The sequence below is a fragment of the Demequina ureilytica genome (genome assembly GCF_048553575.1).
Taxonomy (GTDB): Bacteria; Actinomycetota; Actinomycetes; order Actinomycetales; family Demequinaceae; genus Demequina.
This window is the reverse complement of record NZ_JBLZIE010000001.1, coordinates 1,070,530-1,094,471: the sequence shown is the minus strand read 5'-3', so window position 1 is coordinate 1,094,471 and position 23,942 is coordinate 1,070,530. Positions and strand designations below refer to the sequence as shown.

The 23,942-nt window shown below is 70.9% G+C and carries 22 protein-coding genes and 1 tRNA gene; 10 read left to right on the top strand and 13 right to left on the bottom strand.

The window, feature by feature from the left end:
• Nucleotides 1–276: DUF3499 domain-containing protein (locus ACNI3K_RS05000; protein WP_419390746.1), on the bottom strand; the 276-nt coding region annotated here is incomplete at its 3' end.
• A 70-nt stretch (nucleotides 277–346) separates the two neighbouring features.
• On the opposite strand from ACNI3K_RS05000, the gene ACNI3K_RS04995 reads away from it, so the two are divergent.
• Nucleotides 347–745, top strand: a complete 399-nt coding sequence (locus ACNI3K_RS04995) for a metallopeptidase family protein (protein WP_419390745.1) — start codon at nucleotides 347–349, stop codon at nucleotides 743–745.
• On the opposite strand, the gene ACNI3K_RS04990 is transcribed toward ACNI3K_RS04995, so the two are convergent.
• From ACNI3K_RS04990 to ACNI3K_RS04975, 4 genes are all read right to left on the bottom strand, one after another.
• Complete coding sequence (locus ACNI3K_RS04990) at nucleotides 742–2,052, bottom strand: DUF5719 family protein (protein WP_419390744.1); 1,311 nt, start codon at nucleotides 2,050–2,052, stop codon at nucleotides 742–744. The two genes, ACNI3K_RS04995 and ACNI3K_RS04990, sit on opposite strands and share 4 nt — an antisense overlap.
• Nucleotides 2,049–5,162, bottom strand: coding sequence for a glycosyltransferase family 2 protein (locus ACNI3K_RS04985; RefSeq protein WP_419390743.1), 3,114 nt, complete (start codon nucleotides 5,160–5,162; stop codon nucleotides 2,049–2,051). The genes ACNI3K_RS04990 and ACNI3K_RS04985 overlap by 4 nt, the downstream gene beginning before the upstream one ends.
• A 24-nt stretch (nucleotides 5,163–5,186) precedes the next feature.
• Nucleotides 5,187–5,507, bottom strand: coding sequence for a WhiB family transcriptional regulator (locus ACNI3K_RS04980; protein WP_419390742.1), 321 nt, complete (start codon nucleotides 5,505–5,507; stop codon nucleotides 5,187–5,189).
• A gap of 63 nt (nucleotides 5,508–5,570) precedes the next feature.
• Nucleotides 5,571–6,584 (bottom strand): glycosyltransferase family 2 protein, encoded by a 1,014-nt coding sequence (locus ACNI3K_RS04975; protein WP_419390741.1) that lies wholly within the window; start codon nucleotides 6,582–6,584, stop codon nucleotides 5,571–5,573.
• A gap of 151 nt (nucleotides 6,585–6,735) precedes the next feature.
• Here ACNI3K_RS04975 and ACNI3K_RS04970 point away from each other — a divergent pair, with 151 nt between their 5' ends.
• Nucleotides 6,736–7,860, top strand: coding sequence for an LCP family protein (locus tag ACNI3K_RS04970; RefSeq protein ID WP_419390740.1), 1,125 nt, complete (start codon nucleotides 6,736–6,738; stop codon nucleotides 7,858–7,860).
• A 110-nt stretch (nucleotides 7,861–7,970) separates the two neighbouring features.
• Nucleotides 7,971–9,218: an LCP family protein gene (locus tag ACNI3K_RS04965; protein WP_419390739.1), complete on the top strand. Its 1,248-nt coding sequence runs from the start codon at nucleotides 7,971–7,973 to the stop codon at nucleotides 9,216–9,218.
• A gap of 76 nt (nucleotides 9,219–9,294) precedes the next feature.
• On the opposite strand, the gene purE is transcribed toward ACNI3K_RS04965, so the two are convergent.
• Both purE and ACNI3K_RS04955 read right to left on the bottom strand, forming a co-directional pair.
• Complete coding sequence (purE, locus tag ACNI3K_RS04960; RefSeq protein ID WP_419390738.1) at nucleotides 9,295–9,804, bottom strand: 5-(carboxyamino)imidazole ribonucleotide mutase; 510 nt, start codon at nucleotides 9,802–9,804, stop codon at nucleotides 9,295–9,297.
• Nucleotides 9,801–10,946, bottom strand: a complete 1,146-nt coding sequence (locus ACNI3K_RS04955; RefSeq protein WP_419390737.1) for a 5-(carboxyamino)imidazole ribonucleotide synthase — start codon at nucleotides 10,944–10,946, stop codon at nucleotides 9,801–9,803. Before ACNI3K_RS04955 ends, purE begins: the two co-directional genes overlap by 4 nt.
• 33 nt (nucleotides 10,947–10,979) lie before the next feature.
• Here ACNI3K_RS04955 and ACNI3K_RS04950 point away from each other — a divergent pair, with 33 nt between their 5' ends.
• Complete coding sequence (locus tag ACNI3K_RS04950; protein ID WP_419390736.1) at nucleotides 10,980–11,483, top strand: GtrA family protein; 504 nt, start codon at nucleotides 10,980–10,982, stop codon at nucleotides 11,481–11,483.
• Here the strand turns inward: ACNI3K_RS04950 and ACNI3K_RS04945 are convergent.
• Together ACNI3K_RS04945 and ACNI3K_RS04940 are read right to left on the bottom strand one after the other, a co-directional pair.
• Complete coding sequence (locus tag ACNI3K_RS04945; RefSeq protein ID WP_419390735.1) at nucleotides 11,461–12,768, bottom strand: sensor histidine kinase; 1,308 nt, start codon at nucleotides 12,766–12,768, stop codon at nucleotides 11,461–11,463. The two genes, ACNI3K_RS04950 and ACNI3K_RS04945, sit on opposite strands and share 23 nt — an antisense overlap.
• Before the next feature lie 9 nt (nucleotides 12,769–12,777).
• Nucleotides 12,778–13,455, bottom strand: a complete 678-nt coding sequence (locus tag ACNI3K_RS04940; protein WP_419390734.1) for a response regulator transcription factor — start codon at nucleotides 13,453–13,455, stop codon at nucleotides 12,778–12,780.
• 103 nt (nucleotides 13,456–13,558) lie between these two features.
• On the opposite strand from ACNI3K_RS04940, the gene ACNI3K_RS04935 reads away from it, so the two are divergent.
• On the top strand, nucleotides 13,559–15,679 hold the full coding sequence (locus ACNI3K_RS04935; protein WP_419390733.1) for a glycosyltransferase family protein: 2,121 nt from the start codon (nucleotides 13,559–13,561) through the stop codon (nucleotides 15,677–15,679).
• 107 nt (nucleotides 15,680–15,786) lie between these two features.
• Nucleotides 15,787–18,684: an FHA domain-containing protein gene (locus ACNI3K_RS04930; protein WP_419390732.1), complete on the top strand. Its 2,898-nt coding sequence runs from the start codon at nucleotides 15,787–15,789 to the stop codon at nucleotides 18,682–18,684.
• On the opposite strand, the gene ACNI3K_RS04925 is transcribed toward ACNI3K_RS04930, so the two are convergent.
• Nucleotides 18,676–19,101 carry a hypothetical protein gene (locus ACNI3K_RS04925; RefSeq protein WP_419390731.1) on the bottom strand — a complete coding sequence of 142 codons (426 nt, stop codon included), beginning with the start codon at nucleotides 19,099–19,101 and terminating at the stop codon, nucleotides 18,676–18,678. The two genes, ACNI3K_RS04930 and ACNI3K_RS04925, sit on opposite strands and share 9 nt — an antisense overlap.
• Nucleotides 19,102–19,268: 167 nt before the next feature.
• Here ACNI3K_RS04925 and ACNI3K_RS04920 point away from each other — a divergent pair, with 167 nt between their 5' ends.
• Nucleotides 19,269–19,523, top strand: a complete 255-nt coding sequence (locus ACNI3K_RS04920) for a WhiB family transcriptional regulator (RefSeq protein ID WP_419390730.1) — start codon at nucleotides 19,269–19,271, stop codon at nucleotides 19,521–19,523.
• A gap of 78 nt (nucleotides 19,524–19,601) precedes the next feature.
• Here ACNI3K_RS04920 and ACNI3K_RS04915 read toward each other — a convergent pair whose 3' ends face one another.
• Nucleotides 19,602–21,050, bottom strand: a complete 1,449-nt coding sequence (locus ACNI3K_RS04915; protein ID WP_419390729.1) for a sensor histidine kinase — start codon at nucleotides 21,048–21,050, stop codon at nucleotides 19,602–19,604.
• Nucleotides 21,051–21,109: 59 nt separating this feature from the next.
• Between ACNI3K_RS04915 and ACNI3K_RS04910 the strand changes: the two genes are divergently transcribed.
• From ACNI3K_RS04910 to ACNI3K_RS04900, 3 genes are read left to right on the top strand one after another with little or no spacing between them, the layout of a single operon-like run.
• Entirely contained in the window at nucleotides 21,110–21,604 is a 495-nt protein-coding gene (locus tag ACNI3K_RS04910) for a DUF2505 domain-containing protein (protein ID WP_419390728.1), read from the top strand.
• Nucleotides 21,586–22,005 carry a fluoride efflux transporter FluC gene (locus tag ACNI3K_RS04905; RefSeq protein WP_419390727.1) on the top strand — a complete coding sequence of 140 codons (420 nt, stop codon included), beginning with the start codon at nucleotides 21,586–21,588 and terminating at the stop codon, nucleotides 22,003–22,005. Before ACNI3K_RS04910 ends, ACNI3K_RS04905 begins: the two co-directional genes overlap by 19 nt.
• Complete coding sequence (locus ACNI3K_RS04900; protein ID WP_419390726.1) at nucleotides 22,002–22,379, top strand: fluoride efflux transporter FluC; 378 nt, start codon at nucleotides 22,002–22,004, stop codon at nucleotides 22,377–22,379. The genes ACNI3K_RS04905 and ACNI3K_RS04900 overlap by 4 nt, the downstream gene beginning before the upstream one ends.
• A 10-nt stretch (nucleotides 22,380–22,389) precedes the next feature.
• On the opposite strand, the gene ACNI3K_RS04895 is transcribed toward ACNI3K_RS04900, so the two are convergent.
• Nucleotides 22,390–23,667 carry an APC family permease gene (locus ACNI3K_RS04895; protein ID WP_419391102.1) on the bottom strand — a complete coding sequence of 426 codons (1,278 nt, stop codon included), beginning with the start codon at nucleotides 23,665–23,667 and terminating at the stop codon, nucleotides 22,390–22,392.
• A gap of 152 nt (nucleotides 23,668–23,819) precedes the next feature.
• Nucleotides 23,820–23,893 (bottom strand) — tRNA-Met (locus ACNI3K_RS04890).
• Nucleotides 23,894–23,942 lie beyond the last annotated feature (49 nt).

The window sequence follows — 23,942 nt, the reverse complement described above, 5'->3', positions numbered from 1 at the left end:
CGGGTCCCCCCCCCCCCCCCCCACGGCACGAGCGAGGGCGTCGAGATCGTCGGGAGACGGGCCGGCGTCCACGAACTCCTGGTGGATGTGCACCACGTCCCATCCGCGCGGAGCGGAGAACCGGTCGGCGTGATGCGAGCACAGGTCGTAACTGTGCGGCTCGGCATCTGCCGCGAGCTGGCCGACCACCACGGTCGAATCGGCATACACGTACGTCAGCGTCGCCGCCGCAGGGCGGGAGCATGAGGTGCGGGAGCACTGCCGAGTCGACTTCACGACTGGGACGCTACCCGGGCCACCGTGCGGCTTGAGGCTGCCACGCCGATGCGCGGGTAGCGTGGGCGCCATGGGACGCCGGGATCGCCACGAACGCGGGCTGCGCGCGCCCCTCCTCCCGTACGACGCCCCCGGATACCGCACTCGGGGTGACATCTTCGACGACTGGGTGCGCGATGGTGCCGAGCGCCTCGAGAGCCGGTGGGGCTCGCGGTGGGGTCGTATCGACTTCGCCGCCGAGGACGTTCCGCCGTCGGATCCGACCCCGTGGGAGGACGGCGTGCCGCTCGGCCGAGTCTTCCCCGCCGATCTGGGACAACCCACTCGTGTGGTGCTCTATCGCCGACCCATGGAACTGCGCGCGGAGCCCGAGGACGTGGGGGCTCTCGTCCGGGACGTCCTCGCTGAGCAGGTCGGCGCGGTCCTGGGCCGGGCCCCTGAGGACATCGATCCCCTCTACGGCACCTAGTCGCCGGTGACGGGGACGGGGTAGCGGCCGTCGACGGTGACCTCGGTATCCACCGAGGACAGTTCGATGGACACCGGCTCGAGGGTGGTGATGAACCCGGGCTCGTCCGTCACGACCAGCGACCAGGAAGCCTCCGACGTGCTCGACAGCAGGGTGCCGGGCTCGAAGCCCACGCTCACACGTGCGGTGGTCTCGTCGGTCACAGTGACGTCGAGCGGCGAGCCGGCGGCGTCGAACACGACCACTCCCGCCTCGTCGCCATGCACCTGCAGCGCGACATTGCCCGGCGGGACCACGACCGCCCGTTCTCCCGCCTGGCCTCGCAGCTGCGAACCCGTCCACGCGATGTCGTATGCCGTGTCGCCGCCGCGCGACGGCGATGACCGCGGAACCTCCACTCGCGCGGCGGCCGTGACCGGCCCGGTGGCGTCGATGAGCACGGTCCCGGATCCCGCCTGCGGTATGGGCACCTCCGTCAGCACCCCCGCCTCGAGCGTGAGCGAGGACTCGCCGATCCACGGCACCGCGCCTTGCTCCCCTGCCATCGCGAGCTCGACCTGAGCACCCTCAGGGGAGATCAGCGCGAGGGTCGCACGCGCCTCGCCGTCGGATTCTGCGGGGACGAGCACGGCGAGCTCCTGCCCCACGTCCGACGGCGTCACCCAGTCCGTGCCCGCGGGCGTGAATCCGTCAAGCCGCGAATCCTGCAGCGCGGCGCTGACGCCCAGGCCTCCCGCCGTCACCCGGACCGCCACCGACGGCATCTCCGGCTCGATGCCCTCGAGCAGCAGCGTGCGTTGGGCGCCGGGACCGATGACCACGGATGTCGCGCCGTCCACGGCGCCCACCGGGGTGTGGAGAGCGACTTCCGCGCTCACTGGCGTATCTGCTGGGTTCGACAGCACCAGCCGGGCGCTCGACCCCAGCGCGGTGGAGCCTCCCACCAACCACTGGTCTCCCGACGTGGGGGGGCAGGTAAGGCCTGCGAGGCCCGCGATGTCGCCTGAACCGATGCGCTCGAGGGAGCTGCCGACCTGCTCGAAGGCGGTGCCCTGATCGATCACCTCGCCTCCGGGGGGCAGCACGTCGAAGGCGACGTCGGTGGAGCCCGAGCCGAGCTCGGCGTCCCCCGACTGGATGTCACCCACTGGGACCGTCTGAGCGCCGGGGCACACCGACGGCAGGGTGCGCGGCTCCGAGGCGTAGGTGACGGTCGCGGAAGGCGCGCCTCCTTGCGAGGGGGCGTCGAGAGCGATGACGGCGGCGAGTCCCAGCAGGGCCGCCCCTAAGGCGATGGTGCGGATCATCTGTGGTCCTCCTCCGTGGCGCGCCGGGACCGCGCGGGGATCGCGCCGATAGCTGCCCACGCCAGGGCGGCCGCTGCGGCCCAGAACCAGGCGCGGTAGCCGCGATCGTCATACGAGAACACGACGTCTCCCGCGCTGCCGACGGCGAATGCCTGGCGGCCGAGTGGATCCTCGACGGACGGGATCGCGGAGCCATCGAGCGTCGCGCCCCAGGCAGGGTCGGCCGCCTCGGCCACCACGAGCGTCCCCGGCCCCGGTGCCCGGACCGTACCCGACGCGTGACTCGCGGCAGCCGGGCGAACTCCGTCAAGAGTCTCGAGCCACGCCCGCGACACGCGCCCCTGACCCTCGGGCGAGCCGATGCGCCACGATGTGCCCACGTCGGATGCGCCCATGAGCGTCAGACCCGGCGTCTGAGCAAGCGCGTCGGCGATCTGTTCGGAGCCCGGCGCCGCCACCACGACCCCGATGCCCCAGTCGGCGAGCGCTCCCGCGGCACCGTCAGCGGACGCCACCAGGCCAGCGACGGGCTCCCCCACATCGGCGGCGCTCGCTAGGGGCGGCGCCCCGGCCCGCACCGCAGCGGAGCCATCCGTCTCGAGAGTCGCGGCCGACGAGAGCACCACGGAGCCGTCGGAGGACAGCACTGCGTAGACCACGCCGTCATCCGTGTCCGCGAGCGTCAGCACCCGCTGACGGTCTGTCGTTCCTTGCTCGAGGGCTGCCACCAGCGGCAGCACGGCTCGCGGCGTCGGATGGACGTCGCCCTGCGCGTCTCGCGACGGCCACACCTGGGCGGCCGCGGCGCCGGCAGTGGCCAACGCGACGACGGCTGCCATGATGACCGCGCCGGCGCGGCGCCACGCACGCCCAGCACCGTCACCGTCGAACCACACGTCCGCGCCTGTGGCGCAGATCGTCACCAGGAAGGACACGGCGACCATCGACATGCCAGGCCCGTACCAGCCGGCTGCCGATGCGGCGCCGGCACCGGCGTCGGGAGAGAGCGTCACTCCCTGGGCAATCACGGCTACGGCCAACCCCATGGCAGCAGCTGCCAGCGCGAGCGCCGACAGCGCGCGGCGCCGGCTCACCAGCGCGGCAACGACGGCGGCGAGTGCGACGAGCGCGGCCAGCCCGCGGACACCCAGGGTGAGCGCCTCCGGGACTCCCTCCACACCCAGCTCGAGGCCCGTCAGCAGATCAAGCGCGGACTGCACGGCGGAGGAGGCACTGGGCCCTGGCTCACGGAACAGGATCGCAAGGGCGTCGCTGCTGAACGGGCCCGCGTTCCAGGCCGCGATCAGTCCCGGGACGGAGGCGACCACGGCGGGGATCGCGACCCCCCAGATGCGCCACCGCAACCGGCCGGCGGCCGCACCCAGCGCGGCCAGGCCCACCAGCGCGGGCACCAACAGCACGGGCGCGGCGATGACGACCACGCCCAGCACTGCGGCGGCGCCCATCGCCGCGCTGGACGACGGGGGCCGGGGAGGGTGCTCGTCACCGGCGCCGATGCGCTCGCCGCGCTGCCAGCCGCCCGCGCGGGCCAGACCCAGCACGACCCACGGCAGCGCGATGTGCACGATGACGGCACCGACCCGCCCTTGTTCGACGGACAGCAGGGCCGGGAGCCACAACGCGTACAGCATTGCGGCCAGCGAACGGGCGACCAACGAGCGCGTGAACGCCCCCGATACGGCCCACATCCCTGCTCCCCCTGCGAGCGGAGCGAAGATCAGCAGTAGCCCCAACCCGACCGCCAGACCTCCCGGGAACGCAGCGAAGGGAAGCAGCAGCGCGCTGAGGCCGGCGTCGATCGCTGGAGCGCCCAGCGCCTGGGGCGTCCATCCGGTCAGCGCGCGGTCCCACAACGACCCGATCCCGAGGTCGGTGACGCCCAGCACGCTGCCGGTCAGCATCTCGCCGCGCACCACCCCCGCGAGCCACTCGGGATGCATGGCGACCGAGAAGGCCGCAAGCACGGCGGCGAGGACCGCGAGCACGGTGCGCCGATGCCGGCGCGCGGCCAGCAGCTCGCCCTTGACCACGTCCGAGGGCGCCGCTGCGGTCCGGCGGCGATCGCGCACACCGAACTCCACGGCGCGCACGTGATGAGCGATCTGTCGCGGCCCAGCCAGCAGGCTCTTCTCCGCGGCGCTACCGGCGCGCCCTGCGGCGCGCACCCGTCGACGCGAACCGGGCAGATGCGGAACAAGCGAGAGCACCCGCCACGGCACCAGCAGGTCCGCGATGAGCAGCCGCGGCTCGTTCTGGGCCACCCGCAGCACCGCGCGCGCGAGCGCGGACAGGACTGTCCACACCAAGAGCAGTGGCACGGCCCACGCAGGGGCGAAGGCGAGCGCGTGATACCACTCCGAGGCACGGCGCAGCGTGTAGGTCGAGCGCCTGCCGCCGCCCGAACCGCCGCGTCTTCCATACAGCCGCTCCTGGCTGTGTCGCACCTTGGCGGCTGGCACGACGACGACGTCCCAGCCGGATCGCCAGGCACGGCGGCAGAGGTCGAGGCTCTCCGACCAGCCGTCGCACCCCGGATCCGTACCGCCGAGCAGATCCCACGCCTCGCGCCTAACGAGCGAGCCTCCCAAAGACACCGCCAGGACGTCGTCGCGGTCGTCGTACTGGCCCTGGTTGACGTCCTCCTCTTCGACGAGCGCGAGTCGGCGCGCACCGACGCGCGAGGTGGTAGTGCCGAGGCCGACCAGCCGTGAAGGATCATCCCAGCGCACCTGGGCCGCGCCGATGACGCCGGCTCGCGTGCGCTTGCGTGCCGTGGACGTCAGCTCGGCAAGAGCGCCGGGCAGCGGCAGCATGTCGTCATGGAGGAGCCACAACAGCTCGTGAGGCGTCGCAGGGACGTCTGCCACGAGCAGCGCGACGGCCTCGCCCCACGACTGCGCAGCGACCCGCCGCACGTCGATGCGCGGGTCCCAGCCCTGAGTGGGTGTGTCGACGTCAGAGGTGAGGAGGAGGTGCACCTGGTCGGGTGCGGGGTCCTGGGCGACGATCGCGTCGAGCGCGGCTGGGAGTTGAGGCGCGCGGCCGTCACTCACCACCACAGCGCGCACCGTCAGGCGCGCGGGACTCATGCGATGCCCACGCAGGCCGACCGGCTAGACAGCGCGACGCTTGAGCTTGCGCCGCTCGCGCTCCGACAGTCCGCCCCAGATGCCGAACCGCTCGTCATTCTCCAGCGCGTAGTCGAGGCACTCGGAACGGACGTCGCACGAGGCGCAGACCTTCTTGGCCTCGCGGGTGGAGCCGCCCTTCTCGGGAAAGAAGGCCTCCGGGTCCGTCTGAGCGCACAGCGCGCGTTCTTGCCAGCCAAGGGGTCCGTCGTCATCTGCCCCGTCGAAGATGTCCACGACCGATGCGAGGGTCGGGGCGGGCACCCCTGCGTCTGAGGGCACTGCGCCTTCGTAGATATTCCACATAGGCCGTCCTCCGATTCGCCGCTGCAGGAGTTCCTGCATGTAGGAATTACACCGTTGTCATCCCTATGCGTCAAGTCGAGAGTAGCGCACACCACACAGATATCCGACGCCCCAGGCAACATGCATGGTAATGAGCACGACGGGCATCACTGCCGTGGCAAGCACGCCCGCCCTCGGAAGCAGCCACACACTGCCCACCAGCGTGCCAAGAATGTACCCGGCCGGTGCCGCGAGCGCCCAGGCCAGCGCCGGCGTTCCCGTCGCGAGCCCCGCCGCCGCCACGGCGATGGCGCACCCGTTCACCGCCACCATGGTCGGCGCCGCCAGATATCTCAACGTGCGACTCTCAGGGTGCGTGCGGGTCACCTCCCGCCGCCACTGGCCAGACGCGAAGAACTGCCGACGAAGCGCGGACCAGCCCGACCGCGGCGTGTACGGCACCGCCATCTCGGGCACGAACCACACCACGTATCCGGCCTCGCGAAGTCGATGGTTCAGCTCCCAGTCCTGGGCGCGCACGAACCGGCTGTCATAGCCGCCGACGTCCGCGAGCGCCTCGCGCCGGAATGCGCCCAAGTACACGGAGGCGACTGCCTGCTCGCGGCCCCCCTGGCGGTGGCTCGCACCACCGAGTCCCCAGCGCGATCCCATCGCCACGGCGACCGCCCTTCCGAAGACGGTGGGCGAGACGGGCACCATCCGACCGCCCACATTGGCGGCGCCGGTGAGACGCAGCGCCTCGACGGCAAGGTCGATGTATCCGACCGGCATGCGCGCGTGCCCGTCCATGCGCACGATGACGTCGTGGTGAGCTGCGGCGATGGCAGCGTTCAGACCGTCGGGCGTCAGCCCGCTCGCATTCTGGACGACGGTGATGTCGCCCGCTCTCTCGAGGGAGGCCGCGATCTCGGCCGTGGCATCATCCGACGGCCCGACGGCGACGATGACCTCGATCGCTCCTTGGTATCCCGCCGCGCGCACCGCCGCCACCGAGGTCGCCAGAGCGGCCTCCTCGTTGCGCACCGACATCACCACCGAGACTCCCGGTAGCGGGGCAAGAGCGGTCAACGCAGGCACGACACGTAGGCTATCTGAGAACCTTTCATGCTGAGGGAGACTGGCTTCACACTCGCCGGTCTCCCGAAACCACGAGGAGGTACGCATGCCGAGGCCACCGCGTTCGATGAAACACGCTCGCCGTGGCCGATCGCACGCCCTTGGCCGCACTGTGGCCGTCGCGTTGGCCGCCGTCGCGGGATTCGGGCTCGTCTGGCTCCAGACGCTCGCCGCTCAGTTCGGCGGTGCCATCGACCCACGGGACCTCACCCAACTCGTGACCGCGACCCCTGATGCGCCCACGGACGTGCGCGAGACGCGCCCGCGCAACATCCTGCTGATCGGCTCGGACTCACGAACGGGCGCCAACAGTGAGATCGGTGGCGCCGGGGCGGAAGGCATGCGCAGCGACGCGACCGTCCTCGCGCACGTCTCGGGCGACCGACAACGCGTCGACCTCATGTCGATCCCCCGCGACCTGCAGGTGGAGATACCCGACTGCACCCTCTTCGACGGCACTGAGGTTCCGGGAGGCCACGGCAAGTTCAACGCGGCCTTCAGCCACGGCGCGCGCCAAGGAGACCCAGCAGAGGCCGCTGCATGCACCATCAACACCGTGCACGACATCACGGGCATCCGCATCGACCACTGGGCCGTCCTCGACTTCGAGGGCTTCACTCGCATGGTCGACGCTCTCGACGGCATACCGATGTGCATCCCCGAGCCGATCGTGTCGGCAAAGGCCGGACTCGACCTCGAGGCGGGACCGCAGGTGCTGTCGGGAGCGGAGGCCCTCGGGTGGGCACGGCTCCGTACCGCAGAGGTGGGCGAAGTCTCCGGCTCCGATCTCCAGCGCATCAATCGCCAGCAGGAGCTGCTCGAGCAGACCTTGCGTACAGCGCGCGCGAAGAGCCTCTTCACAGACGCCGCCGAGCTCACGAGCTTCCTGCGCGCAGGCGCGGAATCTCTCACCACCGACCAGGAGCTCGGGAGCCTGGACTTCATGATCCGGCTCGCGTACAGCCTGCGCGGGCTGTCTGCGGACGACCTCACCGTCACCACCGTGCCGTGGGAGTACACGGACGATCGTCTGAGCGTGGTGCTCGCGGAGAACGCGCCGCAGATGTTCGACGACATCCGCGAGGATCGTCCCCTTTCCGTGACCGACGAGGACGACGCGACGAGCGCGTGGGATGATGGATCGGACGGCGACGACGCCCTGTCGGGCTCGCCTTCGATCACGCCAGGAGCGGGGTCCGATGCCATCGACGACATCCTGGCCGCGTGCGAGCCGTGACCGGTGCACGGGGCAGTGCGCTATCGTGCGGGAACCGACGCACGCACCGGTGCGTTACCTGCCCAGCAGCCGCCTGCTTCTGAGATCTCGCCGCCCTAATGGAGGAGCCCATGCCGGCACCGACCCGGCCCGTGCGCCCACGCCACGCGTCCCGCGCCGTCCACCGGCGCGTGCTCGGCACCCTCGCGGCGGCCTCCGCAGCCATCCTGGGGTTCGCCGCAGTCGGCGGTGCGACGTACATGCAGCTTGCCGTGGGAGCCTTCGAGACTCACGACGTGTCCTCGCTCCTGGTCAGCGAAGCCGACTCGACGAAGGACCCCGAGAGCACCGGGCCCAACGACTTCGCTGCCGGAGAAGCGCTCAACATCGCGCTCATCGGCACCGACGAGCGCGATGGCGAGAATGCGGAGATCGGTGGCCTCGCAGAACTGGAAGGAATGCGCGGCGACACCACCATGGTCCTGCACATCTCCGCGGACCGCTCTCGCGTCGAGGTCGTGTCGATCCCGCGCGACTCGCGAGTCCGCATCTCCGACTGCCAGATGTTCGACGGCACGACCGTCACCGGCTGGACCGGCAAGTTCAACATCGCGCTCGCCAACGGCGGCCAGAACGGCAATCGTGGTGAGGGCGCCGCATGCGTGATGCGCACCATCACCGACCTCACCGGAGTCGACTTCAACGGCCACTTCATGATGGTCGACTTCTCCGGCTTCCAAAAAATGGTCGATTCGCTCGGCGGAATCCCGATGTGCATCCCGCAAGACATGTATGCCCCCAAGGCGAATCTCGACCTCACGGCCGGGCCGCAGGTGCTCGACGGCGAGACCGCGCTCGCGTTCGCCCGCGCACGCACCGGCAGCGGGCTCGGCGACGGCACCGATCTGATGCGCATCGAGCGCCAGCAGGAACTGCTCACCAACACCGTCCGCAAGGTCCTTGGGGCCAACCTCCTCACGGACGTCCCGGAGCTGACTCAGTTCACCCGGTCTGCGGCCGAATCCCTGACGGTGGACACGGAGCTGGCGCGCGTCAACAACATCGTGGGCCTGGCCTATTCGCTACGGAACTTCGACACCCAGAACCTCGTGTTCGCCACGGTCCCGTGGGAGTACGCAGGAGACGGCAGCGGAGACGTGCTGTGGAAAGAGGCGGAGGCCGCCGCGATGTGGGAGAGCATCGCGAACGACACGCCAATCGTGCTCGACGAGCCCGACGCCGGCCCGACCACCGAGCCCTCGACCTCCGCGACACCAAGCCCGACGACCTCGGCGAGCGCGACTCCGGGGCCGAGCACGACACCCGAGCCCAAGCGCGAGACTGAGCAAGAGATCCTCGACAGTTGCGTGATGCCCTAGCCCGGGCAGCCGGGTTGCGGCCGGTCGTGACCGTCGCCGCGACGCTTCGGCGTCACTCGGTCACTCGGTCACTCGGTCACTCGGTCGAGCGGAGCGCCTCGCCCTTGGCGTGCGCAGCCTGCCGGAGTTCTTCTCTGAACTCGGTCATGCGCGAACGGATGCGCGCCGCCTCATCTGACTCCCCGGCCCCCAGGATGCGGGCCGCGAGCAGGCCCGCGTTGCGTGCGCCCCCGATCGACACCGTGGCGACCGGCACTCCTGCCGGCATCTGGACGATCGACAGCAGCGAGTCCATCCCATCGAGCCGCGACAGCGGAACCGGCACACCGATCACGGGGAGATTCGTCACGGCAGCGAGCATGCCGGGCAGATGCGCGGCACCACCGGCACCAGCAATGATCACCCGCAGCCCGCGCTCCTCCGCGTCGCGTCCGTAGGCGATCATCTCGTCGGGCATGCGGTGCGCCGACACCACATCCTTCTCGTAGGGGATGCCGAACTCGCGCAACGCATCGCCTGCGGCCTGCATGACCGGCCAGTCCGAGTCGGAGCCCATCACGAGCCCGACGGTGGGGTTCTCACTCATGCCGCACCTCCGTCCCTCACGATAGCGGCCGCCTCGACGGCCCTGCGGTAGGTGTCGTCGCAGTCGGCGCCGGTCACGGTGACGTGTCCAACCTTGCGCCCCCGCCGGACACCCTTGCCGTACAGATGCACCTTGGCCCCCGGGTCGCCCACCTCGACCAGCGCGTCGCCCAGATCCTGGCGCTCTCCGCCGAGCACGTTCGCCATGACGGTCCACGGCGAATGCGCAGCGGTGTCGCCCAATGGCAGGTCGAGGACCGCCCTGAGGTGCTGCTCGAACTGACTGGTGACGGCACCGTCGATGCTCCAGTGGCCGGAGTTGTGCGGACGCATGGCGAGCTCGTTGATGATCAGGGCGCCCTCGACCTCGAACAACTCGACGGCGAGCACGCCGGTCACGTCGAGCGACTCGGCGATGGTGATCGCCATCGCCCGTGCCTGTTCGGCGAGCTCGGGAGCGAGGTCAGGAGCGGGGGCGGTCACCTCGGAGCAGACCCCGTCGCGCTGGATGGACTCCACTACCGGCCACACCGCGCAGTCGCCGCTGGGCCGACGGGCCACCTGCACTGCAAGCTCGCGTCGGAAGCCGACCTTCGCCTCGATCAGCAGGCGCGGCCCGCCTGCGGCGGCCGACGCGATCCAGTCGTGCGCATCGGCCACCTCACGGATCACCCGCACGCCCTTGCCGTCGTACCCGCCGCGAGCTGTCTTGAGCACGCCCTGGCCCCCATGGGCGTCGAGGAACGCCGCGACGTCGGCATCTGTCTCCACCACCCGCCATGCCGGGTTGGGCAGCCGGAGCTCATCCATGCGCGCGCGCATCTCGATCTTGTCCTGCGCAAAGCGGAGAGCCTGGGCACCCGGCCTGGCGGGCACCCTGGCCGCGGCACACTGGTCGAACACCTCGGCGGGAATGTGCTCGTGCTCCCAGGTGACGACATCTGGGCGGGGCGCCCCGAGCAGGCGGCGCACGGCGTCGGGGTCGGTGGGCAGACCCACCACGGTCTCGTGGGCGGCGCCGGCTGCCGAGGCCTGCTCGGACTCGACGAGGACTCTGAGGGTGATGCCGAGGGCCGTCGCCGCGGGCGCCATCATCCGCGCGAGCTGGCCCCCGCCGACGACGGCGACGATGGGTGAGTTCATGGGCCCAACCTACCGGCGGCTAGGCTCCCCCTCGTGAACGTCACAGCCTGGGTCCGGGAGCGTGGGAGCCAACTCGCGCGCTTCGCCGCCGTGGGTGCGACCGGCGTCGTGGTGAACCTTGGCGTGTTCAATCTGCTGCGGCTCGGACCGCTCTCGCCCAACGCGGAGGTGGCGGGTGACGAGGACAGAGTGGTCACCGCCAAGGTGATCGCGACGGTGGTGTCGATCGCCTTCGCGTGGTGGGCGCACCGGGGCTGGACTTTCCGCGGCGGGCGCCGCCACGGGGCGTCGCGCGAGATCCTCCTATTCGTGGCAGTCAACGGCGTCGCCCTGGTGCTCGAGGCGGCGGTGGTGGCGACGAGCCACCACGGTCTCGGCTACACCTCGTTGCTCGCGGACAATGTCGCGTCGGTGATCGGCATCGGCCTGGCGACCATCGCGAGGTACGCGGGGTACTCGCTCTTCGTGTTCCACGCGGCGACGCCTGCACAGCGCCCCACCGGGGAGCCGCCCGCTAGCGGTGGCGACGCGGCCTGACGGCGAGCCCGTGTGGCACCACGGTGTCCAGGTCGACCATCTGCGGGACTCCCTGCAGGAACACCGCGAAGGCCGCCGGCACGCGCTGCGCGAGCTCCAAGCGGCCGCCGTCGGCGGTCACGAGGTCGCGCGCCAGCGCCAGGCCCAGCCCGGTGCCACGGCCACCCGTCACCTCGCGTTCGAAGATGCGAGGCGCGAGGTCCTCGGGAACGCCCTCGCCCTCGTCCCGCACCTCGATCACGATCGCGTGGCTCGCGCCGGAGGCACGCACGGCGACGGTGGTCGTGCCGCCGCCGTGATGCAGGGAGTTCTCGATGAGAGTCGCAAGCACCTGCGCGAGCCCGCCAGGGGTCGCGAACGCGGTGGCGTCGGAATCGCGGATGTCCAGCCGTCGTCCCGCAGAGCGGAACGGTTGCGACCATTCCTCGCGCTGTTGATCGAGCACGTCTTGGAGCACCACGAGCTCGGTTCCGGACCCGAGCGCGCGGCGGGAACGTCCCAGCAGGTCGTCGACGACTCCCACGAGCCGTTCGACCTGCTCGAGCGACTTCTCGGCCTCCTCGCGCACATCGTCCTGCGAGGTCGTGGCCGCGATCTCCTCCAGGCGCATGGTGAGCGCGGTGAGCGGCGTGCGCAGCTGGTGGGAAGCGTCGGAGGCGAACTGCCGCTCCACGGCAAGCCGCGCCGCCATCCGGTCCGCGCTGCGCGACAGCTCCTCCGCGACCTGATCGATCTCCTCGACGCCGGTGTGCTCGAGACGCGGTCGGACCTGGCCGGAACCGAGCTGCTCGGCGCTCGCTGCCAGGTACAGCAACGGCGCGACCAGCCGGTTCGCCAGCCAGATCGCGATCGCCATGCCAGCGGTGACCGCGATCACCCCCAGCACCAGCACGAGACCGACGTAGCGGGCGGCCTGCCAGAAGACGTCCCACCAGTCGACCGACATCACCACGACGATCCCGGTCTCCGTCACGTAGGACTCGGCGAACGCGGATGACGGCTCGGTGCCGGACGTCAGCTCGTCGCCGTCAGGAAGCTGCACATAGATGTAGGACCCAGCCCCGGGGGCACTCGAGACGTAGGAGGACAGATTGTCCTCGGTGATGGTCTCGCCCGCGCGCAGGCGCACGTCGAGCGCCCTCGCGGCCGTCACGGTCCTGAGCTCCAGGTCGCGCAGCGCATCGTCGCGCACCAACTGCGCGGAGAAGAATCCCAACGGGATTCCCAGCAGGATCACCGCGACGGCGAGAGCCGACAGGGTGGCCTGCAGCACGCGGCGCCGCACGGGGACCGCCTACTCGTCGTTCTCGAACCGGAAGCCCATCCCACGCACGGTGGTGATGTACGAGGGGTCCGAGGCGTCGTCGCCGAGCTTGCGCCGCAGCCACGACACGTGCATGTCGAGCGTCTTGGACGGAGCACCGGGGTCGGCCTCCCATACCTCGCGCATCAGCGTGTCCCGCGATACGACGGAACCGGCGTTCGCGACTAGCAGGTGGAGCAGGTCGAACTCCTTGCCGCTCAACTGCAGCTCGCGGTCGTCGAGGAACGCTCGGTGACCCGCGACATCGACACGCACGCCGCGCACAGCGAGGTCCTGCGCGTCATCGGCGGTGAGGCGACGTCGCAGCAGCGCGCGCACGCGCGCGAGCAGCTCCGCCAGCCGGAACGGCTTGGTCACGTAGTCGTCGGCGCCGGCGTCGAGCCCGACCACCAGGTCCACCTCATCGGCGCGAGCGGTCAGCATGAGGATGGGCACCTGCAGCCCCTTGTCCCGGATTCTGCGGGCCACGTCCACACCGTCGATGTCGGGGAGGCCGAGGTCGAGGATGACCAGATCCGCCTCGTCGGCGGCTCCGACCCCTCCCATTCCATTGCCGTGCCAGGCGACGTCGTAGCCTTCTCTACTCAAAGCACGAGTCAAGGGTTCTGAAATGGTCGGGTCATCTTCGACCAAGACTATTCGCGTCATGGGGCAACACTACCCGCGTGCGGGGCGTTTGCAACGCCCAAGAATTCGCGTCGCCGTGCGGCCCGATCACGCGGGTGACCGCCCGCGACTAGCCTGGTGCCTCGTGACCGCCACCGCCCAGGACGCCACGCCGGCGCCCGTCCAATCCCCCGCGCTGCGCGCGCTCGCGTCCGCGCCTGAGCGACTCGTGCTCATCGGCATCGCGCTCGCGCTCGGAGCGGGTGGCGCAGTCTCTGTGGGCGCGCACCACTGGTGGACCGTGCTGCCCGCCGCGGCGGTCGTCGTGGCGATGGCGTGGCGGCCGCTCAGTCCACGGGGCGTCCCGACAACGGCCGATGCGCGCGCTGGGGCGATCGCCGTGGGCGGAGCGATCGCGTGGTCGGTCGTGAACATCGCGCTCGCGGCGGAGTACGTCATCGTGGTCCGCGACCCCGGGTTCCTCACCCTGTCGGGACTGTGGCTCGTCGACCATCCCCACACCGACATCCCCGCCGCCGGTGCCGTGGAAGCCGCCGCCGCCCACGCATCGGCCGTCCCGGACGCGAACGAGGCCTGGAACCTGGCAGGCGACGTGATCCAGCCGCAGGGCGCCAAGATGCTGCCTGCCACGATCGCCATCGGCGGATGGGTCGCCGGCGACACCGGGGTGCTCGCCGCGAATGTCGTGATCGGCGCGCTCGGCATCCTGGCGGTCTTCGCCGTCGCACGAAGGTTCCTGAGTCCCCTCGCAGCCCTCGCCCCCGCCGGAGCGCTTGCGCTCACGGTCTCTCACATCGGCCTGTCCCGCCCCGCATACACCGAGCCGCTCACGCTGCTGCTCATCATCGGCGGCATCTTGTGGGCGTGGCGCGGCGTCGAGCAGCGCTCGATACCCCTGCTCGCGGCGGGCGCGATCGCCTCCGGTGCCACGACCTTCATCCGCATCGACGGCGCGGCCTCGGCGGTCGGCGCGCTCGCCGGGGTGGGCGTCGCGCTCGCGCTGGCCGATGCGGACCGGCAATGGCGCAGGCGCGCCGCACTTGCGTTCATCGGGCTGCAGGCAACGACGCTCGGACTCGGTTACGCAGCGCTCGATCGGTGGAGCGCGGAGTACCTCGAACGCCTGGCGGACGAGGCGTATGCGCTGCTCGCCGCCTACGGCGTCGTCGCCGTCGCGGGGGCAGTGTGGGCGCTGCTATGGACACGTCGCGCGCGCGCGGACAGGTGGCTGTCCGCGACGGCCGATGCGGTGGGACGCCGGGGCGCGCTCGCCGCGGGTGGTCTCGTCGTCGCGGGCATGGCCATCCTCGCCTCCAGGCCGCTGTGGACGACCGTCCACCGCGGCACCGAGGACGCCAGGGATCAGTTCACGAACGGTGTGGTCGAGGGCTTTCAGTCCTCTCAGGGGCTGCCGATCGAGCCCACGCGCACGTATGCCGAATCGACGGTCACGTGGCTGTCCTACTACCTGACGTGGCCGCTCGTGGTGCTCGCCTTCCTCGGGTTGGGGCTGGCAACGTACCGGATGGTGCGGCGCGACGGAGGCTGGGCGGTCTTCCTCGGCGCCGTGATGGCGCCTACTCTCATCTACCTGTGGCGGCCCTCGATCGTTCCCGACCAGTTGTGGGCGATCCGACGTTTCGAGCCCGCGACCATGCCGGGTTTCGTGCTCGCGGCCGCAGCTGCGGCGTGGGCGCTCACCGGGCTCGCGCGGACGCCCGCCGCCCGTGCGCTGTGGCGTCGTGGCGCCGCGGGGCTCATGGTGGCCCTGCCGCTCACCACGTGGGTGTCGATCGTGCCCGGCGACGAGTACCCCGTGTCCGGTGCGGTGAACGTCACCTCCCGCGAGATGAGCGGCGCGCGTGCGCAACTGGATGAGCTGTGCGGCATCGACCCTGGCAGGCCCATCGTGCTCGTCGGCACGAGCTCCCACTACGGGTCGCTGCGGGTGATGTGCGACGTTCCTGTGGTGCTCGCGCTCTCGCCGCCGGGCACCGACGCGCTTGCCGAGATGGCCGCCGCGTGGGGAACGCCACCACTGGTCCTCACCCGGCAGATGGACGACGTGCCGTGGACCACCGATCCCGACGTCGTGGTGGAGTCCCACGTGACCCATTCGGGGTACTCGCTGCAGCGCATTCCGCGCACCTACATTGATCGCTCTTACCGCTGGTACGCCGGTATCGTCACGGGCACGGGCGAGGTCGAGCCAGTGCCCGCCACCGGCGATAGCGCGACTCGCTAGGCCCCACTGCCCCCCGCCCCCCGACGGCGTACACAGGTGTCACTGCGTGTCCACAGGCAGGGCCGATCTGCCCGCGCAAGCGGGCCGGGACGCGTCACGATGGCGTCATGCTCATCACAGGGCCCGGTGACGTGGACCTCGAGGTCAGGGCGGGCACGCGCGCCGCAGAAGTCATCGCCGCCGCAGGGCTCGACCGCGCCTGGTGCGGACCGGTCGAGCTCGACCCTGATCACCCAGCGGGCGTCACGCCGCTCATCCACGGAGCACGGCTGACGGCGCACCCCGCGCCTGCCTGTGTCGCGGAGCCGGGCCCGCATCTGCGTGTGACGGAAGGGCCCGATGCGGGCCACACGGTCGCCCTAGACCGACCGGTCCTCGTGGGCCGGGGTGGAGTGGCCGACCTGCGTCTCGACGATCCCGCCGTGAGCGCCGCGCACGCTCTCGTCACCGGCGGCCGTTCACCACGCGTGCGCGACGTGGGCTCAGTCAATGGGACGAGCGCTCCGCGGTTGCGACGGCTGCATCCGGGCCAGGGGTTCACTGTCGGGCGATCGCGCATCGTCCTCGTGGACCCCACCACGTCGGCACCCCCTCCGCTCCCTGCCGCTCACGCACCTGCCAGCACCGGTTCGCACCGATGGGCGGCGCTCGTCGGAGGCCTCGCATCGGGCGCGACCCTCGCCGCCCTCACCGGCCGATGGCAGCTCGCTGTGGTGGGCATCCTGCCGGCTGTCGCCCCGTGGTTGGCACCGCTGCTGAAGAGGCGTAGCCGGACCACGGAGGAGCCTCCTGCCCCGGGCGGCGCGATCGCGGTGCGTGGCCAGACGCCCGCCGTGCGCGGCTACGTGCGGGCGGTGCTGCTCGAGCGGGGGAGGCGTCTCGCCGGCGACGAGTGGAACGAGCCATGGATGCGGTGGCTCGCGCCGGAGCGCGGCGTCGAGCCCCTGGTGGCGGTCTCACCCGGTGGCGCATGGCCGTCCTGGTGCTCGGTGCGCGTCGACGTCGGACCTGACCGCCGGATCGAGGACCACGGTTCCGGACCGCGCACGCTGCTCCCGCTGTCAGTCTCGGAGACGGCGGCCGAGCTGGCGGCGAGACGCCGAGCCTCTCTACGCGCCGACGATGCCCTGCCGCGAGCGCTGAGGTGGGGCGACCTCAGCCTCCGGCAAGAGGCCGGGGACGGCGCCGCGGCCACCGGTCGCAGGATGCGCATCTTGATCGGCATCGCACGCGACGGACCGGTGGCCCTCGACCTCGACGCCGACGGTCCACACGTCCTGGTCGCCGGAACCACCGGCTCGGGCAAGTCCGTGGCTCTCGACACCATCGTGAGCGCCCTCGCGCATGCTCACTCCCCGCAGGACCTCACCCTCGCACTCGTCGACTTCAAAGGCGGGGCCGGGCTGCGCGCCTGCATGGGGCTGCCGCACGTGGCCGCCACGCTCACGGATCTCGACGGAGCACTTGCCCGTCGCGCCCTCGCGGGACTGTCTCACGAGCTCGCGGCGCGCAAGGCCGCACTGTATGAGCGCGGGCTGGGATCGCTGGCGGAGTGGGAGCAGCTCGAAGGAGCACCACCGCGCCTGGTGGTGCTGATCGACGAGTATCAGGAGATCGTGGCCAGCCACCCGGCCTTCCTGCCGGATCTGGCGCGGCTCGCGGCTCAGGGGCGTTCCCTCGGCCTCCACCTCGTGCTCGCAACCCAACGGCCGGCGGGAGCGGTGACACCAGAGGTGCGCGCGAATGTGTCCACCACGATCGCGCTCCGCGTCGCCTCCGCCGCTGAGTCGAGGGACCTGCTCGGCACGGCGGACGCCGCTGTGATCCCCTCCTCCACACCCGGGCGGGCCGTCCTCGCTCGCGGCACCCTGCACACCGAGCTGCAGTTGGCGGCGCCGAGCGCCGAGCGCTCCCCGGGTGTGGCACGGGTGGGCGAGGCGGTGCCTCATGGCGCTCCGCTGGCGCAGGCCGCCGCCGCGCGGTGGCGGGGCCACGCTCATGCTCAACCGCTGTGGCGCGAGCCGCTCCCGTCTCGTTGGGAGGCGCCGTCAGTGGACAGCGCCACGATCCCGGCGGCGTTGGTCGACATCCCCGAGGAGCGTCGACAGGAGATCGCCTCATGGGACCCGCGAGAGGGGCCGGCCGTCATCGTCGGCCCCGCGCGTTCGGGGCGCTCGGCGGCGCTACGGTCCTTCGCCGCTCACGCGCACCGCGCCCGACTCGCGCCCGTATGGCTACCGGCGGATGCGCGCCTCGCTTCGCGCACGCTCGTGCTCGCCGCCGTGCGCCCCGACGTGCTGCTGCTCATCGACGATCTGGACGCGGCGCTCACGCGACTGGCCGCCGTCGACGATGGGGCCGGTCTCGAGGACCTCGCGCACCGGGCGCCGCTCGGATTACCGACTGCTGCGGCCGGAAGCCTGTCGGTCCCGCAGCGGCTCACGTCCGCCGCCGCTATGCTCGCCGTCCTCGGCGGCGCAGACCCAGGTGTCGCGTCGCAGTGGGGGGTGCCGCGCGCGCTGATCGAGAATGCCGGGGCGCCGGCTGCTGGACGTGCGCACGTCCGCCACAGAGGCGAATGGGACCTCGCTCAACTGCCCTCGTGCGAGTCGGTGGAGTCCACGACGCTCGTCAGGGCACTGCCGTTCGCACAGGAGATCACTGTCCCGGAAGGGGCGCTCGGCATCGGTGGTGACGACGCCAGGATCATCCATGCGCCGCGCGGCCCCGTCGCCGTGGTGGGACCGGACGGGCCCGCGCGGGACGGGCTGTTGGGCCGTCTGCAAGGCGTGGAGGTCCACACGGTCGAACTGCCCACCCTGGTTCCGGCGACGGCGACGACCGTGGTGATGGTCCAGCCCAGCCCACGCGGGGTCCGTCAGCTGTGCCCGCACGACTGGCGCGGGCTCACCGATCCGGTGCCGGTTGCCGGCCGTGCAGTGATGGTCCGGGGCGGCCGCGCCCTTGCCCTGCAACTCCCGCTGAGTCCCGACGGTTTAGAGTGATCCGTCCTCCGCACCCGGTGCGTCAGCGCCGCCACCCGAGGCCGACGGGGCGTCGCGACGTGCATCGCCGATGAGCAGCGCGGCTGCGGTGAGCGCCGAGACGATGATCACCACTCCCGCTGGGGCGGACCACTCGAGCACGGTGACGCCGACCGCGCACTGCAGCACCTGCCACGTCAGCCCCAGACCACGCGGAGACGTCGATCCGCGCCACAGCGCGATGCTCACCCAGCCCAGCGCAGCGCCCCCCGCTGCCGCGAGGACGGCGATGCCAATGGACATGGCACCCGCGTCATCACGCGTGAGGGCGCTCGTGACGAACCACACGCCCACCGCCACCAGCGCCGCGGCCTCGACTCCCACGATGACCCCGGCCGCGGCCCGCAACGGCGGCCCGATCCCAGTCGTTGTGCTCATGGACGACACGCTAGCCGTTGAGTGCGCTGTGTCAGATGACACACCGTCAACCCCTTGTCATCTGTTGTTAACAATGAGAAACTTGGTGCAGTGATTTCCGCGATGGCAGCGGCATCCCCACACCACCTAATGTGGGCTTTGCTGTGCCTCCAAACCCAGGAGGAACCATGGATTGGCGTAACAACGCAGCATGCCTCGACGTCGACGACCCCGAGCTCTTCTTCCCGGTGGGCAACACCGGCCCTGCCCTGGTGCAGATCGAGAAGGCGAAGGCTGTGTGCAACACCTGCGAGGTGCGCGAGATGTGCCTGCAGTGGGCGATGGAGCACAACCAGGACTCCGGCGTCTGGGGCGGACTGTCCGAGGACGAGCGTCGCTCCCTCAAGCGCCGCGCCGCTCGCGCGCGCCGCGCAGCGAAGTAGCGCGAACTTCCGTCACGGCTCGCGGGGCGCACTGCGTCCCGCGAGCCTGAGGTCCCGGCGAGCCTGAGGGCGACCGGTTCAGCGATCGTCCCCCACGAGGGCGTCGAGTTCCACCACCGACCCTCCCTCAAGCCTTCTCCACGTGATCGAGCCCGACAGTTCGTTCTCGATGAGCGTGCGGACGATCTGCGACCCGAGGCCCGAGGGCTCGCCCGCAAGCCCAACCCCGTTGTCCTCGATGGAGACGTGCAATCGGTCGCTCTCGCGCGAAGCCGTCACGGTGATTGTGCCGATCTCGCGCCCTTCGAAGCCGTGCTCGACCGCGTTCGTCACCAACTCGGTGATCACGAGCGCCAGTGACGACGCGAACTGGGCCGGGACCAGACCGAAGTCCCCGTCGCGAACGATCTTCACCTGCACGCCGGGGGACGCGACATCGGCCGCCATGCGCATCGACCGCTGAGCGAGATCGTCGAAGTTGACGAGCTCGTCGAGGGTGCCGGATAGCGTCTCGTGAACCAGCGCGATCGTCGACACCCGGCGCATCGCCTCTGCGAGGGCCTCCTTTGCCTCCGGCGCCGCGACCCGGCGCGACTGAAGCCGCAGCAGCGCCGCAACCGTCTGCAGGTTGTTCTTCACGCGATGATGAATCTCGCGGATGGTCGCGTCCTTGGTGATGAGCTCACGCTCGCGCCGCCGGAGCTCGCTGACGTCCCTGCACAGCAGCACGGCTCCGGTCCGTTCACCCTCCTCGGTCACGGGGATCGCGCGCAGCGACAAGCACGCGCCGTTGGCCTCGAGGTCGGTCCTCCACGCCGCGCGACCCATCACGACCATCGCCAGCGTCTCGTCGATGTGGCCCTTGTCGAGCACGACCTCGCTTGTGACGCGCGGGAGCGAGCGATTCATCAGCGAGCCCGTCACGCCCAGGCGATGGAAGCACGACAGCGCGTTCGGACTCGCGTACGTCACGTGCCCCGCCGCATCCAGCCGTAGCACACCGTCTCCCACGCGCGGCGCCCCTCGACGGGGTCCCGTCACCGAGGTCTGGACGGGGAACTCCCCGCGGGTGATCATGTGCAGCAGGTCGTCGGCCGCACCCTTGTAGTTGAGCTCGAGGCGACTCGAGGAGCGAGACACTGCCTGGGACACCTCGCGGGTGAGGACCGCGATGGTGCGGCCATTCATCACCACCGGGAGGGCGTCCTCCCGAACCGCATACGTCTCGTCCCACCGCGGCTCTCGCGAGGCGATGATGCCGCCCTCGTCGATCGCCCGCTGCAGGTGGGCGACACGGCCCGCCGCGGCCCTCGTCCCCACGACATCGTCCTGGTGCACGGTGGGCCCGGTCGATGGCCGGCACTGTGCGATCGCGACGAATCCGTCGGGCACCTGCCTCCACATCACCAGGTCTGCGAAGGACAGGTCGGCGATGATCTGCCAATCGCCCGCAAGGAGCGCGAGCCTGTCCGCCTCCGCATCCGTCACGGGGCCGAATCGCTCTGCTGTCTCTCGAAGTGCTGCCACGGGGTCCAGCCTAGGCACCGGCGAGCGCGATACGCTGATGACACCTCGTAAGGAACACTATGGACATCTCGCACAGCCACGACTTCCACGCCTCGCCCGACGACATCTCGGCCCTGTTCGCGGACGAATCCTTCGCGCGTGCCCGCAGCGACGCCTCCGGCGCCGCACACTCCGACGCGATCGTGGACGGCACTCCCGCCACCGGCTTCTCGGTCTCGATTCGCCAGTCTGTTCCCGCCTCATCCATCCCTTCCGAGGTCCGCCCGTTTGTCGGGTCGGAACTGAATGTGCGCTTCACGGAGGTCTGGGACCCCGCCACCGCCGGTGCGCGCACGGGCACCTTCGCAGTGGAGATCGTCGGCACTCCTGGGCACGCCTCTGGGTCTCTGAGGCTCGACCCACACGGCGACATCACCCAGTTCACGGTCGACGGCGCGGTCTCAGTGCGGGTCCCGCTCGTCGGGCCCATGATCGAGAAAGCCGTGGCCACCGCCGTCATCAAAGCGCTCCGCGAGGAGCTCGTGACAGCAGACGAGTGGCTCGCCCGTCGATGAACCCGCGGGTGGCGCCGCTGGTGGTGTTCGTGGGGGGCTGCATGGGGGGCGGGCTTCGACTGGTCATTGACGAGCTGGTCCCCGCGACCGCCGCCGGCCTTCCGGTCGACATCGTCGTCATCAACATCATTGGCGCTTTCGCGATGGGCGTGCTCGTGGCATGGGTGATGATCCAGGGCGCGCGCTGGTGGGTGCCGATGCTCGGGACGGGCGCGCTCGGTGCGTTCACCACGTTCTCCGCGCTGGCAGCACTGCCGTGGCTCGCTAGCACCAGCGGACTCGCCGCCGTCTCAGTGCTCGCGGCCACCATCGTCGGGTCGGTTGCAGCCGCCGCGGCAGGCTGGAAGGGCGGCGCCTCGCTAGCACTGGCGCAAGAGCGCCGTGCCGAGAGCTCTCCGTGACGCCGGCGCTGTTCATCGCCGCGATGATCGGGTGCGGTGCCGGGGCGACGCTGCGCTACGCCATCAGCCGATTGGACCGGCGCGGCGCGTTCCCGTGGCCCACCATCGTGTCCAACGTGATCGGCTCCGCGCTGCTGGGAGCGGTCGCGGCCGCCGTGATCGACGCGGGCGCGGACACCGGTTGGCTGCTCGTGCTCGGCGGTGGAGTCGCCGGGGGTCTGAGCACCTTCTCGACCCTCGCTGTCGACGCCGTCGTGCTGTGGCGCGAGAGACGCCCGAGGGCCGTGATCGCGTACCTTGCGGTCACGCTCGTCGTCGGCGTCGCGGCAGCCGCAACCGGATGGTGGACCTGGACCGCGTTCGTCCTGCAGTGACGCCCCGCGGTCAGCCTTGACGTGCGCGTGACACCACGGTGGTCGCCGTGGGCCACCCGACCATGACCACGAGCACGGCGACCGCGGGCCACGGGGTGGCGGAGGCTCCCCATAGCGCCACCGACCCGAGCACGAGCGAACCGAGCAGGCCTGCGGCCGAGACGATGACGGGCACCCGCAGGGCTGCTGTTCGGCCCGCCCTTCGCTGCGCCATCGCGGCGATGTTCGCGACCGCGTAGTAAGCGAGAATCGTCGCCACAGACACGAGGATCAGATCCACCCCTGGCGACCACACCAGCGCGACGGCGGCGATGGCGATCACCGCCTCGGCGCGCACGGGGGCGCCTGACCCCGCCTGATGCGCCAGGGAGCGCGGCAGGTCCCCCTGCCGCGCCATCGCCATGGCGGTGCGGCCGGCCCCCGCCATCACCGCGAGCATCGCTCCGCCGACCGCAAGCGCCGCCGTGACCGTCACCACTGCGGTGTTGATCCCTAGGGTGCTGGCGAGCGCTGCGAGGGGCGCGTCGCCGAGCGCCGACGGATCGCCCGCCAGTCCGAAGTCGAGCGCCCCGCGCAGCACGATTGCCAGACCCACGTAGAGCGCCAGCACCCACGCCAGGGCGATGCCAATTGCCCGGGGGATGGTGCGTTCCGGGGCACCCACCTCCTCCCCGAGTGTCGCGATGCGCGCGTAGCCGGCGAAGGCGAAGAACGCGGCCGATGCCCCCGTCAGCACCGCTGCCAGGTCCACCCCCGCATCGGCTGGCGGGGCGACGAGCGGCGCATACGCGAACCAGCCGAATGAGCGAGGGGCGAAGGCCCCCAGCAGGATGAGCACCACCAGCACCACGCTGACGATGATGGCGATGACGGTCGCCCCGGCCGCCGTGCGAGTGATGCCGCGCGCGTTGAGCGCCCAGCACAGCGCGATCGCCACGGTGGCAACGGCCTGGGAGTGGTCAGGGACCAGGTATGTGCCGAGCACGACAGCGCCCACACCTACCGACGCGGTCTTGCCGATGACGAACGCCGCACCCGCGAGCCGGCCCGCGAACTCCCCGAGCTCGAGCCGGCCGTACGAGTACGCACCCCCCGCGACCGGATGCCGGGCGGCGAGTTGAGCCGTCGACAGCGCATTGGCGGTCGCGACCAGGGCGGCAACGGCGAGGGCCGCGAGATACCAGGATCCGGCGGCCATCACGTCGGCCCACATCCCGGAGAACACGCCGGCCCCGAGCATGGATCCGACTCCGATGCCGGTGGCACCGGCCAGGCCCACTCGGCGCATCGAAGTCACGGCCACAGCCTAGGACCCAGGTGCGCGGCGTCCCGGCCGCGGGTGGCCGCTGCCACGCGATGTTCACCTCGGGGAGGGCTCGTGCACAAGGCCTGAACGCACGAAAGCCCGGACCACTTGGTCCGGGCTTTCGTTCGCTGTAGTAGCGGGGACAGGATTTGAACCTGCGACCTCCGGGTTATGAGCCCGGCGAGCTACCGAACTGCTCCACCCCGCGTCGGCAAACACTGACTCTACCGGACGCATGCCGTGCGACCAAATCGCGG

What these genes read in the sequence shown, in the direction of transcription:
- ACNI3K_RS04995 (WP_419390745.1), top strand. Translation starts at nt 347, where the DNA reads ATGGGACGCCGGGATCGCCACGAACGCGGGCTGCGCGCGCCCCTCCTC.
- ACNI3K_RS04990 (WP_419390744.1), bottom strand. Translation starts at nt 2,052, where the DNA reads ATGATCCGCACCATCGCCTTAGGGGCGGCCCTGCTGGGACTCGCCGCC.
- ACNI3K_RS04985 (WP_419390743.1), bottom strand. Translation starts at nt 5,162, where the DNA reads ATGAGTCCCGCGCGCCTGACGGTGCGCGCTGTGGTGGTGAGTGACGGC.
- ACNI3K_RS04980 (WP_419390742.1), bottom strand. Translation starts at nt 5,507, where the DNA reads ATGTGGAATATCTACGAAGGCGCAGTGCCCTCAGACGCAGGGGTGCCC.
- ACNI3K_RS04965 (WP_419390739.1), top strand. Translation starts at nt 7,971, where the DNA reads ATGCCGGCACCGACCCGGCCCGTGCGCCCACGCCACGCGTCCCGCGCC.
- purE (WP_419390738.1), bottom strand. Translation starts at nt 9,804, where the DNA reads ATGAGTGAGAACCCCACCGTCGGGCTCGTGATGGGCTCCGACTCGGAC.
- ACNI3K_RS04955 (WP_419390737.1), bottom strand. Translation starts at nt 10,946, where the DNA reads ATGAACTCACCCATCGTCGCCGTCGTCGGCGGGGGCCAGCTCGCGCGG.
- ACNI3K_RS04940 (WP_419390734.1), bottom strand. Translation starts at nt 13,455, where the DNA reads ATGACGCGAATAGTCTTGGTCGAAGATGACCCGACCATTTCAGAACCC.
- ACNI3K_RS04930 (WP_419390732.1), top strand. Translation starts at nt 15,787, where the DNA reads ATGCTCATCACAGGGCCCGGTGACGTGGACCTCGAGGTCAGGGCGGGC.
- ACNI3K_RS04925 (WP_419390731.1), bottom strand. Translation starts at nt 19,101, where the DNA reads ATGAGCACAACGACTGGGATCGGGCCGCCGTTGCGGGCCGCGGCCGGG.
- ACNI3K_RS04920 (WP_419390730.1), top strand. Translation starts at nt 19,269, where the DNA reads ATGGATTGGCGTAACAACGCAGCATGCCTCGACGTCGACGACCCCGAG.
- ACNI3K_RS04910 (WP_419390728.1), top strand. Translation starts at nt 21,110, where the DNA reads ATGGACATCTCGCACAGCCACGACTTCCACGCCTCGCCCGACGACATC.
- ACNI3K_RS04895 (WP_419391102.1), bottom strand. Translation starts at nt 23,667, where the DNA reads ATGCGCCGAGTGGGCCTGGCCGGTGCCACCGGCATCGGAGTCGGATCC.